The organism is Acetatifactor muris (assembly GCF_024623325.1).
Taxonomy (GTDB): Bacteria; Bacillota; Clostridia; order Lachnospirales; family Lachnospiraceae; genus Acetatifactor; species Acetatifactor muris.
In genome coordinates this window covers 97,877-111,596 of sequence record NZ_JANJZD010000006.1, presented here as the reverse complement: position 1 = coordinate 111,596, position 13,720 = coordinate 97,877, and the positions used below count along the sequence as shown (strand labels likewise).

Here is a 13,720-nt window from a genome sequence, read left to right as displayed (position 1 = left end):
GAGTTTATAATGCGATGAAATCGCTTGGGGTTGTTCCTGTATACTTTCTGAATACCTGGCTGAAATATCTGGGGTTGTCTCCAAAACCACATCTTTGAGCAATTTCCTGGATGCTGATACCAGGAGTGCTTTTCATCAGATCTTTGGCCTTTTCCATTCGCAGCCGATTTAGATAAACGGAAAACCGTTCTCCTGTTTCCTGTACAAATTGTTTGCTCAGATAACCGCTGCTGACATAAAGCTGCTTTTCAGCCAACCATTTCAGAGATAATTGTTCGGAATCCAGATGGCTTTTCATGTACTGGATCATGTCCGGTATCAGGGTTCGAACCCTGTCGTCTTCCCTGGGGTGAATGCCTTTGCACTTTTCCAGATAGGAAAGCAAAATGGATTCAATGGAGGCAGAGGACACATCTTTCTCAGAAATTTTGCTGAGAAAAACAGATTTGTCTATTTCTTCCATGGAATCCTGATAAGGATCATGGAACAGGAGTGAAATGGCAATGGTTCTGGCCAGATCCGTCGAGGCAAGGCTGGCGAAAACAGGGTGAAGTATTTTCTGCAATTCGGAGGTGCAGGAGACCTGACATATTTGCCGGTGTAGCCAGCTCATTTGACTGGGATTTGTAATATTGTTGGTAATTTCTTCATGTTCTCCTGTCGTGTCGAGAAGTTGGATCTGATGATATCTTCTGATTTTATCAACAATAACCCGAAAAAGGGAGACCGTATCCGCATAGTGCCAGACTTTAAGCTCCAACGCCACATCCTGAGAAAACAGTGGCATATGGGAAAGGGACATACACAGAACATTTATGGCCGTTTCATCAGGGGACAGCGGAATGATCAACGCATTGTTTCTGACATAAATAATGGGAAAGGCAAGGCGGATATCGGTATTCCGCAGAGTTTTAAACAGCCTTTCCTGGAAAACGCCGAGGGATTTGGGCTGTAAATATGCCACATGCAGCACGATACTTAAAGTATCGGTAAGGTTAATCAGAGGGGCATATTTGGCTATGGAGGCAGGTAGCTTTTCCTCGTTGTCCAAAAGCTCTATCAGAAAATACTTCTGCAGATAAAACCGAATTCCTGAGAGTCTGGTCTGTCCGATTACTTTATATCGTTCAATATTTTCTTCTCTTTCGTAATGGATTTCATTTAATGCCTGGATAATCTGTTCTTTATTTGTGGGTTTCAGCAGATAGTGTTTCACCCCGTATTTCATGGCCTGCTGCGCATACTTAAAATCATCGAAACCGGAGAGAATGACATAACGAATATCGGCATCCAGCCTGACACAGTAATCGATCAGATCCAGACCGTTCATAACGGGCATCCGAATGTCTGTGATTACCACATCGGGATATTCGTCCCGAATGATATCGCAGGCCTCCATACCGTTTTGGGCCGTACCAATTAACTCATAACCTATAGAATTCCAGTCAATCATCTGGGAGATGGATTCCCGGATAATTTTTTCATCATCTGCCAATAATACACGAAGCATGGTAAATTCTCCTGTCAGTTTTCATAATCATATCCATGTGGAAACATCCGCAGAGCAGAAAGGGGTCAGCTTACAGGTAAAGTCAGCGCGACGACCGCCATACCGTTTTTATTGGAAAGTGTCAGACCGAAAGCTTCCCCATAAATCAGTTTAAAACGCTTATCAATATTGGAGAGACCGATACCGATGCCGGATGGAACTATTTTTCCGTTCAACAGTTTCTCCAAAAGGTGTTCTTCGAAGAAGGATCCGGTATTCATTACCTGAATTTGGTAAACATCATTTTTTCGAAGCATTTCCAGCTGAATGGTACAGACTTCCGGGTTGTCTTCCATGGCATGATGAATTGCATTTTCTACCAGAGGCTGAATGCACAGCCTGGGTATCATGATATTCATATATTGCTCGGAGATTTGCTGCTTAAAATCCAATCGTTCTTCAAACCGCAATTTTTGTATCTGTATATAACTGTCCAGAAACTGTAATTCCGAACGGATAGGAATCAGCTCTTTGGAATCTGTAATGGAAGCGCGAAACAAATTGGCCAGACTCTGCGCCATAGTGCAGATCTGTTCATCATGATCTTTCTGAGCCATCCAGCAGATAGAATCCAGTGTATTGTACAGAAAATGTGGATTCATCTGTTGCTGAAGCGCCTGTATCTGCGTTTCCTGCAGTAGTATTTGTTTGACATAGTTATCATTGACAAGTTCTTTGAAATGTAAAACCATCTGATCAAACTGTACATGAAGATGTCCGATTTCATCCTGCCTTTGGGTATAATCATATGGCACCTGCAAAGGTGTCAGATCACCGGTACCAAAGCGGTTCATTTTAGTTTCAAGAATCCGAAAGTGCCAGATTATGTGTCCAAGAATACAGGAACTTCCAAGTACTGCGCTCAGTGTCGTCAGAAAAAAGACCAATAGGCAAATAGACTGTGCGAAAGTAACAGCAGAGAAAATAGTGTTGTAATCGGAAAGATAGATGTAATTCCATCCGGTAGCCGGAATATTTCCAACAGCGATAAATTTTTTGCGGTGATCAATGGTACGGATCACGTAACTTCTGTTATTTTCAGTTAAATCCAGGATAAAGGAGGGATCCTGCAAAGAGGCAGAGCCTGATATATCTTTGCTGGAATAAATAATTTCAGCGCCGTCAGTCAGAAGAAACAAATTATTTTCATTATCCTGGTAACCGGCGTTTTTCAGTGCGTCTGTCACCAAAGTAAAAAAGTTGACCTCAATATAGAGGGTGGCCAGATTCCGTAATTTCAGGTAATTGATTTCCCTGATTTCCCGAATACAATATAGACGATAGGTTTCAGACTGTTCCGGATACCAGAAGGCAACACCTTTCAGGGCAATTGCTTTTTCGTTCAGATTATCCATATCCAGATGATTGGGATAAAATAATCCCCGGGTCAGAGAACGGCCGTTGATATCAAAGCCGATAGCCCTGATAATAGTCAGGGAGGAGACAATGGAATGAAGGGTCTTGTAGATTTCCGAAAGGCAATTTGCGCTTGTCTGAAGGTTTTCCGGCGCATTTATATCCATAGAATTCAATTTGGATAAGTTTTTCTGTATGACCGTATTACTTAAAATAGAAAAAGAGGTATCCTCAATATTTTCCATGGATGCCTGAATTCCTGATGCTACTTTTGTCATCTGACTCGAATAAGATTGATAGAGCTCCTGATTATAGGCATTACAAAGAATACTGGTACAGACCAGCATAACGATACAGAAAAAAAGAAATAGTGTCGTTATAAGTGTCATCATTTTTTTCTTTAAAGGCAGATTCTGTAAATAACTGCTCAAAGAAGTAAATATTTGCATGGGAAAGCCTTCTTTCCTGAAAATGTGGAATCAAAGTGATATAATAGCGGAGTAATACATAAAAACTCTGCAACCATACTATAACACCGACTAAAAATAAAATACAGAAATATCGTTTTTTTGAACATAACAGAGCTTTTTTTTTAATTACCTTTTGCCTGAAAAAAAGTAAAATGAAGGTGTAATAAATAACCTGATAACATAGGAGGATTTAGAGTATGAAAAAAAGATTGACCGCAGTTGTAATGACGGCATCCCTGGCTGTGGGACTGACGGCATGCGGAGGACAGGAAGCTGGGAATACGGATGTGTCCGGATCGGTAAGCACAGAGACTTCCGCTGATACGGCACTTGAATCGACGGAGGGGGATAATAAAGAACCGGTTACTTTAAGCCTGTATTTTTGGGGCAATCAGACAAGGAATGATTTGACACAGCAAGCGGTAGACCTTTATATGTCCGAACACTCTGATGTGATCATCAATGTGGAATTTACGGACTGGTCCGGTTACTGGGACAAGCTGGCAGCCACCACCTCCGGCGGCAACATGCCGGATATAGTACAGATGGATTATGGTTATCTGAATCAGTATACGTCCAGCAATTCTCTGTATGATATGACGGAATTTTTAAATGATGGCACCATTGATACCGCAGATATTGCGTCGAGCGTAATTGAAAGCGGATCCGTGGACGGCGGGTTCTATGCTTTCAGTCTGGGTAGCAATGTTCCCTGTTTTCTATATGATATGGAAATTGTGAAGAATGCCGGCGTTGAAATCAAAGAGCAGATGACTCTGGAAGAGTTTTATGATGTATGTGAGACAATTTATGAGAAGACCGGTGTGAAGACATACTTTGACGGCGGTGTCAATATGGCCACAAACATCTGCAGAGCAGACGGAAAATATATCTGGGATGAGGTATCTGCGGGAGAGGCTTCATCTCTGACAAAATTCTTTGCTTATGTCGATAAGTTTCAGCAGGCAGAGTTTTCGATATCACCTGAGATTCTGGTAGAGAAGAATCCGGATGTAGTGGAGTCCAAACCCATTCTTGATCAGACGACGTGGAATGATTTTGCTCACTCTAATCAGTATATTTCCATAGCAAGTGCCTGTGGCAGGGAACTTGGTATTTCCATGTACCCCACAACAGGAGACGCAGCAGTAAATCCGTTGTTTTTAAAACCCAGTCAGTTCTTTTCGATAGCGTCAACCAGTGAACATCCGAAGGAAGCGGCAGAATTTATAAACTGGTTTGTCAACTCCGTGGAATGTAATGAAATTCTTGGAGGGGAAAGAGGCGTACCTGTCAATTCTAAAGTCAGAGACGCATTGAAGGAAACCATGGCAAAAAGCGAGGAGACTGCAGTAAACGTGAAGATTTACGAGTATATTGACAGTGCCGCGGGGGTCGCAACACCGATAGATCCTCCCAATCCTGCCGGAAGCACCGAGGCTGGAACATTGCTGACAACATATGTGGAGAATGTGCGTTATGGGAAAATAACACCGGAAGATGCGGGACAGAAGTACATAGAGGAAGCAAAAGGTATTATGGAAGAGGCAGCGAAAAATTAATTGAGGGCGGTAAAGGTGAGAATGCAAAAGTCTGAAAAGAAAAAAGCAGAAATGAAACGAAAGACATTTGCACAACGGCTTAACAATGAGAAGGCGGCAGGGCTGATCTTTGTCCTGCCCTTCATTATTGGTTTCCTTGCATTTTTGGCCTATCCTATGCTGATGTCGCTTTATTATTCATTTACCAGGTACAGTATCTTAAAATTGCCGGTATTTATCGGCCTTGAAAATTACATTACCATGTTTACCCAGGATGATCTGTTCAGAAAGGTGTTCGGCGTGACACTGTATTATGTGGTTTTTTCTGTGCCGCTTCGTCTGATTATGGCTCTTGTGGTAGCGATGCTTTTGGTAAGAAGTACAAAATTATCCGGTTTCTACAGAGCAGTTTTTTACCTGCCTTCCATTATTGGTTCCAGTGTGGCGGTGGCATTGCTTTGGAAACGGATTTGGGCCAGTGACGGCGTAATCAACGCAATCCTGAACAGAATCGGGATTCATAGTGAAATTGCCTGGTTGGGACGTGAAAGTACGGCTCTTTGGGTACTGATTTTGCTGGCCGTATGGCAGTTTGGCTCCTCTATGCTGATATTTTTATCAGGACTGAAGCAGATTCCGGTCAGCCTCTATGAATCTGCCAGAATTGACGGAGGTACGGGGCCGAGGATTTTCTTCAAGATCACATTACCCATGCTGACACCTACCATATTCTTTAACTTGATAAATCAATTGATCAGCGGGTTTATGGCATTTACACAAAGTTATGTCATTACACAGGGAAAGCCGAACAATTCCACATTGTTTTTTGCTTATTATATGTATACCAGCGCATTTACAAACCAGAAGATGGGTTATGCCTGTGCCCTGGCCTGGACGATGGTAGCTTTTGTGGGAATACTTACGCTGATTCTTTTTAAGTCGCAGAAATATTGGGTTTATTATGAAGCGGAGGGATGAGGGATGAAAAGCTATTCTATGAAAAAGAAAATCCTCCGTATTATATATCATATTTTTACATTTTGCTTTGCGGTAATTATGATATATCCCCTGTTGTGGATGGTTCTGGGCTCCTTTAAGGATACAAAAGAGATCGTTCAAAACGCGGGGAAATTACTGCCTGATACTTTTCGGCTTTTAAAATACAGAGAGGGGTGGAGGGGATTTGGAGGGATTTCCTTTGCCGTTTTTTTCAAAAACTCGTTTATTATTTCCGGTCTGGCCACAATTGGTGCGGTAGTATCCTCTTCCCTGGTAGGATATGGATTTTCACGATGTAATTTTCCGACTCGGGGTATTTGGTTTACCTGTATGCTGATTTCCATGATGTTGCCCTTTCAGGTCATTATGATTCCGCAGTATATTATGTTTTCAAAGATGGGATGGATAGGAACATACTTGCCACTTATCGTTCCGTCCTTCTTTGGCGGCGGTTTCTTTATTTTTCTCAATATTCAGTTCATCAAAGGAATTCCGAAAGATCTGGATGAGGCGGCCAAAATTGATGGATGCTCTATTTATGGTATCTATTTCAGGATTATATTACCACTGATTAAACCTGCTATTGTGACCAGCGCTATTTTTTCTTTTATGTGGAAATGGGATGATTTCCTGGGATCGCTTCTTTTCCTGAAAGAACCCAGACAGTATCCGGTGGCATATGCACTGAAAATGTTTGCCGACCCTACAGCAGGGTCGGATTATGGGGCACTATTTGCTATGTCAACCTTATCAATCATTCCTATATTTCTGATTTTTGTGACAATGCAGAAATATCTGGTGGAAGGGATCGCCTCCAGCGGTATTAAGGGATAATAAAAAATGCGGGCGGGCAGAAAAAATTTTGCCCGCCCAATTTACTTATAAATCCAGCTGTGGGGGAACATCCAGTTCTTCCGGGGCATATTTTCCGTTCTTCTTGCGCTGTCTTACACATTCTGTCAACAGATATTCAATCTGCCCGTTTACGGAGCGGAAGTCATCCTCCGCCCAGGCGGCGATGGCGTCTTATAGTTTGGGCGATAATCTGAGCGGAACCTGCTTCTTGGTGTCTGCCATAATCAGTACAGACTCCCGGAGTTCACAACCGGCTGGGCGTCATGATTGCCGCACAGCACCACCAGAAGATTGGAGACCATTGCCGCTTTACGCTCCTCATCCAGCTGTACCACATCCTTCTCATTCAGGCGTTCCAGCGCCATTTCCACCATACCCACAGCGCCGTCCACGATCATTTTGCGGGCGTCGATAATTGCGGAAGCCTGCTGACGCTGCAGCATGACTGCCGCGATTTCAGGGGCGTAGGCCAGGTAAGTAATCCGTGCCTCTACAATTTCAATACCGGCTTCTGTCACGCGCTTCTGAATTTCATCCCGAATCCGGACGGCGACGATCTCGCTGGAACCGCGCAGGCTGCCTTCATCGGCCACACCGTCTCCGGTGGTATCCACATTGGGAGCCACATCGTAAGGGTAAATGCGGACCACATGGCGCAGAGCGCTGTCGCACTGCAGGGAAAGGAATTCCTTGTAATTGTCCACATTGAACACTGCTTTTGCCGTGTCCACAATTTTCCAGGTAACGGCAATGCCGATTTCAATGGGATTTCCCAGACAGTCGTTGATTTTCTGACGGCTGTTGTTGAGGGTCATAATCTTCAGGGAAAGCTTTTTGCTGCCATAATCACCGGTGAGGCTCATGTTCTGAGCACCGTTTACCAGTGCAGTCAGCCCGCCGGTCTCCGACACATCGCCGCTCTGGCTGAGCTTTGTCCTGGAAGCCGGATTGACACCCACGCAGAAGGGATTGACATAATAGAAACCATTTTCCTTCAGCGTGCCGATATATTTTCCGAACAGAGTCAGCACCAGTGCTTCCTGGGGCTTCAGCACTTTGAGGCCCAGCAGGAGAATCCATCCAAGACTGGTAACGACAATGCCCGCCACCAGACCGGTGATATTCAGGGCATTTGCGCCCTGCTCCAGACTGATGCCGGAGAAAATCATCGCGGCGATGGCGACAGCATACATCACAACAACGAGCAGCATACACTCATTCCGTTTTTCTTTCCATTTAAAATCTTCTCATACATGGATAATACCTCCTCTTTACAGATAGCTTTAATGGACATATCTTTATGATATTAAAATGATATCATAAAGGGAGAAGGAATGCAAGAATTATTTTGGGGAAGGAAGTTCAAAACCTGAAAGAGACTTCCGACCTTCCTTTTCCAGCTTATTGCGTTTCCGAAGCTCCGTAAAAAATAATTTCAGCAAATTACTGCATTCTTCTTCCAGAATCCCCCGGGTCACTGACGCCTGGTGATTAAATTCAGGGTTCTCCAGAATATTCAGAACAGACCCTCCGCATCCTGCCTTCGGATTCATACAGCCCATGACCACTTCCGGGATGCGGGCCTGAATGATGGCTCCTGCACACATCTGGCAGGGCTCCAGCGTAATGTAGATAGTACATTCTTCCAGCCGCCAGTCCCCTGTATATTTACTGGCTTTTCGGATGGCGGTAATCTCCGCATGGGCCAGGGTACTTTTGTCCGTGTTGCGTCGGTTATAGCCCCGGCCGATAATTTTCCCTTCGTGGACAATGACGCAGCCGATGGGCACCTCCCCCAGAGAATAAGCTTTTTTCGCCTGTGTTAAGGCCTCTTTCATATATTTTTCCTGAATGCTTTTGATGATTGCCATGATAGATGCAGCCTTTCTTTCTGTAGTCCGTTGCTGATGGCCGTAGGACACCGATGTATACCTGCCCTGTAGAAGGCGAACTGTCGGAATGATTGCCCGGCGGCACAACAGTTCGGCAGGTCGCTGAACTGTTACTATAATACAGTATAATGCGGCAAAAGGAATACGTCAATTGTTGACTGGGGTCGGAAGGCGAAGTATAATTTCAGTAATGGTTCCGTGCCTGGTCTGAACAGCTGCATGGAATCGGAACAGTGGGCGGAAGTCCTTTTGCAGAGATAGGAAAAGGAAGAAGAGGCATACAGAAAATAAAGCAGGAGGTACTTAGCATGATCAAAGGATTTAAAATGAAGCTTTACCCCGGCCAGGAGGCGGAATACGAGAAGAGACATAATGAACTGTGGCCCCAGATGCAGGATATGATTCACGAGCATGGCGGGAAGAACTATACGATTTTCCTGGACCGGGAGACACTGACACTTTTCGGTTATATTGAGATTGAAGACGAAGAGCTGTGGGCAAAGGGAGCGGATACCGCAATCAACCGCAAGTGGTGGGATTTCATGGCGGACATCATGGAGACAAATTCCGACAACAGTCCTGTGAGCGTTGACCTGAAGACGGTATTCCATCTGGACTGAATTTTATATTGCCGTCAGCATTGTTCTGGAATGACACGGAAAGCGTATCAGATGAAGGATATGTGACGAAATCTGGATTTCCGGGGAAGCGCTCCAGGCTTCCCCGGAGGGAGTTATCCTGCATGAAGGCTCATACGGGCGGCTGAAAGGTCCTTATTTTACATCGTTGGGGCTTGCTTTCCCGGCCAGAAAATCCACGGCATTCTGCAGGGTGGTGGTGGCAATGGCTTCCAGGGCTTCTCTGGTGAAGAAACCCTGATGGGAGGTAATCATCACATTGGGGAAGGAGAGAAGTCTGGCTGTGGTGGAATGTTCCAGTATCTCGTCGGAGCGGTCCTCGAAGACATTGTTGGTCTCTTCTTCGTACACATCCAGCCCCACGCCTGCGAATTTATGCATGCGGATACCCTCGATTAGGTCATCGGTTTTCACCAGGGCGCCCCGGGAAGTATTCACCAGGATGACACCGTCCTTCATTTTCCGGATCGTATCAATGTTAATGATGTGGTAAGTGGAGTCCATCAGCGGGCAGTGGAGAGAAATGACATCACTGTCGGAAAGTAGCTGATCCAGAGACACATATTCCACGAACTCTTTCAGGGCCTGGTTCTCATACACATCGTAAGCGATCACCTTCATCCCAAAGCCCCGGCAGATGTGGCACATGGCGGCTCCGATTTTTCCGGTGCCGATAATGCCGGCTGTTTTCCGATAGAAGTTAAAACCCATCAGGCCGCTGAGGCTGAAATCATTTTCACGGACTTTGTTGTAAGATTTGTACAGTCTGCGGTTGCTGGCCAGAGCCAGCGCCATGGCATGTTCTGCTACAGCTTCCGGAGAATAGCCGGGAACGCGCATGACGCGGATGTCATATTTTCCGGCGGTGTCCAGATCCACATTGTTGAACCCGGCACAGCGCATCAGCAACAGACGGATTCCCTTTTCATGGAGAATTTCCAGAGTCTGCGTGCTCACGTCGGAGCTGACAAAGGCGCATACGGCGTCAAAACCTTCCGCCAGAGCGGCGGTTCGCGGGTCCAGATCGGACTTTGTGTATTCAATGGTGATGTCCGAAAAGTTCTGTAAGCACGCCTCAAAGCTTTCTCTGTCATAATTTTTGGTGTCATAAAAAAGTATTTTCATCATTGTCCCTCATTTCCGGATGCACACAACATTGCCGGATATCCTTCCTTAATTTGTTTTCTTCTATAGTATAGACTGTTTTTCATTAAAAATAAACCCGGGGAACAGGCATTTATGACATTAAATCATCCAAATGGGAATAATATAATTATCGGAATTTATGGCTGACAGGGTGGGACGCATACAGAGAAGCCCCCCTTTTCCTCTGGCGGTGCTGCTCTTATTCAATATGTCAAAAGCCCTGATCAACTCCTTGCCTGGATTGACAGAACGTTTGATTTCCAACGGATGCAGCATCCCGTCGCTTTCCATGATCATATCGATTTCTCTCATTTCCTTATCCCGGTAATACCAGAGCAGACATTCTCTGGCATGGTTCTGATAGGTCTTCAGAAGTTCGGAGACCACATAATTTTCAAGGATTGCACCGCTTAAAGCGCCGTTTGCCAGAATATCGGGAGAACTGTATTTTGTAAGATAGGCTACAAGCCCTGTGTCAAAAAAGTACAGCTTTGGGGTTTTTACAGTTCTCTTTAAAAGATTATTGGAATAGGGACGAAGATAGAAAATAACGTCCGATTTTTCCAGAACCTGCAGCCAGCGTTTTGCAGTGTCATCAGATACTCCCACATCCTGTGCGATATCATGAATGTTTAAAACCTGACCGATCCGGCAGGCGGCGGAGCGGATAAAATCCTGGAAAATTAATTTATCAGTTAAATTGACAAGATCACTGACATCCCGGTCGATATAGGTTTGAAGATAACTGCTGTAAAAGACATCCCGGTCGGAAAAACGGCCGCTGATCAGTCCGGGCATCGAGCCCTTCCAGATTCGATGATAGATCTCCCGCATGTCGGCCGGTGCGTTTGTTTTCACTCTTTCTTTTAATGCATTCAGTTCTATGGTAAAGGGTGAAGTAGATCCACTGCCATAAATCTCGTGCTGCGATAAGGAGGGCATGTGGAGCAGGGCAACTCTTCCCGCCAGAGATTCCTGAGCCAGGTTCATCATACGGAATGCCTGAGAGCCTGAGAGCCAGAAACTTCCGGGCGCTGCCCCGTTATCTATTTCTATTTTAATATAGGAAAAAAGCTGTGGAGCATACTGAACTTCATCTATAAGAATCGGCCGATCGTGAAGCTGCAGGAAAAGTGCAGGGTCATTTCTGGCCATGGACCGGTCTTCCAGATCATCCAATGTGACATAAGCCCTGTTTTCCTGTTTTAACTGGCGTAAGACAGTTGTTTTCCCCACCTGACGGGGACCGGTGATAAGAATAGCAGCATATTCTTTTGATAAGGATAGAATCTTTTCCTCCAAATCCCTTCTGATGTAGGTCATGCGGAATCCTCCTGGCTAAAATACGATATAATCTTATTATAGCCAAAATAAATCAGATGTCAATATTTTATGCCAGGACACCCATTTTTATCAGATTGATTTATGAGAAGTTCTGGAGTATGATAAAGAATAGGCAGGATAATAAGAAAAATCAGCAGTCTTGACAGGAGGCGACAGGTATGGGGATTTTTGTAAATCGTGGGAATACAAGTTTCAGAAGTGCAAGGAAGTCGCAGATATATGTGGATAAATCAGGACTGCTTCAATATACAAATGCTGTAATCGATACGGAGCAGCGCTACATTTGCAGCAGCAGACCGAGAAGATTTGGCAAGACAATGACTGCCGGAATGTTGGCGGCATACTACGGAAAGGGTTGTGACTCGCGGACGTTGTTCGCGGACCTGAAGATTGCGGAGGATTCTTCCTTTGAGAAATTTCTGAACCACTATGATGTAATTCATCTGGATATTGCATATTTGCTGGTACAGGTGAAGGACCCTCTGGAAACAGTGGCCTATATTCAGAAAAGCGTCATTGAGGAATTAAGAGAGGCCTATGTGGAACTTCTTCGGGGGCTTTTTAAGGGAGAACAGTCGAAGGATTTCAGAAGGTCTACTCCTGTGTGATTGAAGAATGGAATAAAGGAGCGTTATGAGCTCCTTTATTCTCCATTCCACCCATCCTCGCCGGCCAGAACATTTTCTCTGGAATAATATTTGGCAAGGTCAGGATGGGTCAGCTGCCTGCTGAAGGAAGCCCTTCCCTGGGTACTGGCACCGGGGCCTGCATTGTCATATTCCACATAACCGCACAGGACTTCCGCCCTGGCTTTTCCCCAGTTCTGCCATCCTTCCGGGCAGATGTGCCCGTCCATATGACAGCTGACAAAAGCGGTTTTGGCGAAATCCCTCCAGGGTCTTCCCAGATAGACAGACTCCGGGTCTCCGTCGCCTGTGAGCCTGCAATGAGAGAATACAAGGCCGAATTCCTGTCCGGCCGGAGTGCTGGCGGCGGTGATAAAGGCGCGGTCTTCACTCTGGCGTTTTCTGGAAAAAATCTCGCACTGATCAAAAAATACCACATTCGGTCCAAAGATAAAGTCCACGTCGCCGCTGATATAGCAGTCTCTGAAATAATTGCGGAGAACAGGATAGTCAACGGGGACGGAAGAACGGCAGAAGAAGTCGGGAAGCATCAGGTTCTTCATCTTGCAGGAAATGGCTTCTCCGGCAAAGACAGTATCCTGCCATCCCAGGAAACGGCAGTTGCGGAAGCTGCACCTGTCTGCTGCCGCGTAGAGGGCCAGCGCCTGTCCGGCGGTGTGGCCGGGACCGGCAGTATTTTCCACAGTGATATTTTCCATGCGCAGATTCTTACCTGCCAGCAGAATAACGGCAGTATTGAAGGTCCCGTATTCTCCGGAATGGTCCGGGCGGGGCTTTCTTGCACCATCCCCGTAACGGAAGATGGTGGTCTCCGGGTTTTCTCCCACAATTTCCAGATTTTCCTTGCGGATAAAAACCTTTTCTTCATAAATCCCGGGGGCCACCAGAATCCGGATGGTCTCCTGACGGTGGTCCGGTACGGCCAGAACAGCTTCCTGAAGAGAAGAAAATGCATCCGCTCTGTTTTTGTCTACATAAATTGTCTGCATAATAAAATACCTTTCTGAAATGATTAAATTCTGAGCGGCAGCGGACTGCCTCAGCTGAAATCATTGTAAAATACAGTCTTTGGGACTGCAATTATAAAATTTTACACTACTATTGTGTTTTTGTCATTTTATTTTTTTGCGGCGGAGACATGATATAATGTGCGTACAGGGCAGAGTCAAGTGCCCGAAGAGACAGATGCCGAGATTGCTCGAACAACTGTCTCTTTGGGCATTTGACGAGCGAAGCGAACCCGAAACCCATGCTCCTGGGTTTCGGGGCTCTGCCCGGACCCT

Annotated in this window: 12 protein-coding genes and 1 pseudogene; 5 read left to right on the top strand and 8 right to left on the bottom strand. The window is 45.4% G+C overall.

Annotated elements, in window-relative coordinates:
- Positions 1 to 4: 4 nt before the first annotated feature.
- Positions 5 to 1,510 (bottom strand): response regulator transcription factor, encoded by a 1,506-nt coding sequence (locus NSB25_RS07415; protein ID WP_103238795.1) that lies wholly within the window; start codon positions 1,508 to 1,510, stop codon positions 5 to 7.
- Positions 1,511 to 1,575: 65 nt separating this feature from the next.
- Positions 1,576 to 3,150, bottom strand: coding sequence for a sensor histidine kinase (locus NSB25_RS07410; protein WP_172455002.1), 1,575 nt, complete (start codon positions 3,148 to 3,150; stop codon positions 1,576 to 1,578).
- 422 nt (positions 3,151 to 3,572) lie between these two features.
- Here NSB25_RS07410 and NSB25_RS07405 point away from each other — a divergent pair, with 422 nt between their 5' ends.
- From NSB25_RS07405 to NSB25_RS07395, 3 genes are read left to right on the top strand one after another with little or no spacing between them, the layout of a single operon-like run.
- Positions 3,573 to 4,937: an ABC transporter substrate-binding protein gene (locus NSB25_RS07405; protein WP_103238793.1), complete on the top strand. Its 1,365-nt coding sequence runs from the start codon at positions 3,573 to 3,575 to the stop codon at positions 4,935 to 4,937.
- Positions 4,938 to 4,988: 51 nt separating this feature from the next.
- Positions 4,989 to 5,894, top strand: coding sequence for a carbohydrate ABC transporter permease (locus NSB25_RS07400; protein ID WP_242982342.1), 906 nt, complete (start codon positions 4,989 to 4,991; stop codon positions 5,892 to 5,894).
- 3 nt (positions 5,895 to 5,897) lie between these two features.
- Positions 5,898 to 6,749 (top strand): carbohydrate ABC transporter permease, encoded by an 852-nt coding sequence (locus NSB25_RS07395; protein WP_330406071.1) that lies wholly within the window; start codon positions 5,898 to 5,900, stop codon positions 6,747 to 6,749.
- Positions 6,750 to 6,794: 45 nt separating this feature from the next.
- Here NSB25_RS07395 and NSB25_RS29650 read toward each other — a convergent pair.
- From NSB25_RS29650 to tadA, 3 genes and pseudogenes are all read right to left on the bottom strand, one after another.
- Positions 6,795 to 6,992, bottom strand: a pseudogene (locus tag NSB25_RS29650) (type II toxin-antitoxin system antitoxin).
- 2 nt (positions 6,993 to 6,994) lie between these two features.
- Entirely contained in the window at positions 6,995 to 7,981 is a 987-nt protein-coding gene (locus NSB25_RS07385; protein ID WP_330406070.1) for an SPFH domain-containing protein, read from the bottom strand.
- 132 nt (positions 7,982 to 8,113) lie between these two features.
- A complete protein-coding gene (gene tadA / locus NSB25_RS07380) occupies positions 8,114 to 8,641 on the bottom strand; it encodes a tRNA adenosine(34) deaminase TadA (protein WP_103238792.1) in 528 nt (175 codons plus the stop codon).
- 329 nt (positions 8,642 to 8,970) lie between these two features.
- Here tadA and rhaM point away from each other — a divergent pair, with 329 nt between their 5' ends.
- A complete protein-coding gene (gene rhaM / locus NSB25_RS07375) occupies positions 8,971 to 9,282 on the top strand; it encodes an L-rhamnose mutarotase (protein ID WP_103238791.1) in 312 nt (103 codons plus the stop codon).
- A 153-nt stretch (positions 9,283 to 9,435) separates the two neighbouring features.
- Here rhaM and NSB25_RS07370 read toward each other — a convergent pair whose 3' ends face one another.
- The gene (locus NSB25_RS07370) at positions 9,436 to 10,425 is read right to left on the bottom strand and encodes a 2-hydroxyacid dehydrogenase (protein ID WP_103238790.1); all 990 of its coding nucleotides are present in this window, start codon (positions 10,423 to 10,425) and stop codon (positions 9,436 to 9,438) included.
- A gap of 120 nt (positions 10,426 to 10,545) precedes the next feature.
- Complete coding sequence (locus tag NSB25_RS07365; RefSeq protein ID WP_103238789.1) at positions 10,546 to 11,769, bottom strand: ATP-binding protein; 1,224 nt, start codon at positions 11,767 to 11,769, stop codon at positions 10,546 to 10,548.
- A gap of 179 nt (positions 11,770 to 11,948) precedes the next feature.
- On the opposite strand from NSB25_RS07365, the gene NSB25_RS07360 reads away from it, so the two are divergent.
- On the top strand, positions 11,949 to 12,398 hold the full coding sequence (locus NSB25_RS07360; protein WP_103238788.1) for an AAA family ATPase: 450 nt from the start codon (positions 11,949 to 11,951) through the stop codon (positions 12,396 to 12,398).
- Positions 12,399 to 12,433: 35 nt separating this feature from the next.
- On the opposite strand, the gene NSB25_RS07355 is transcribed toward NSB25_RS07360, so the two are convergent.
- On the bottom strand, positions 12,434 to 13,426 hold the full coding sequence (locus tag NSB25_RS07355; RefSeq protein ID WP_103238787.1) for a pectinesterase family protein: 993 nt from the start codon (positions 13,424 to 13,426) through the stop codon (positions 12,434 to 12,436).
- Between the last annotated feature and the right edge of the window lie 294 nt (positions 13,427 to 13,720).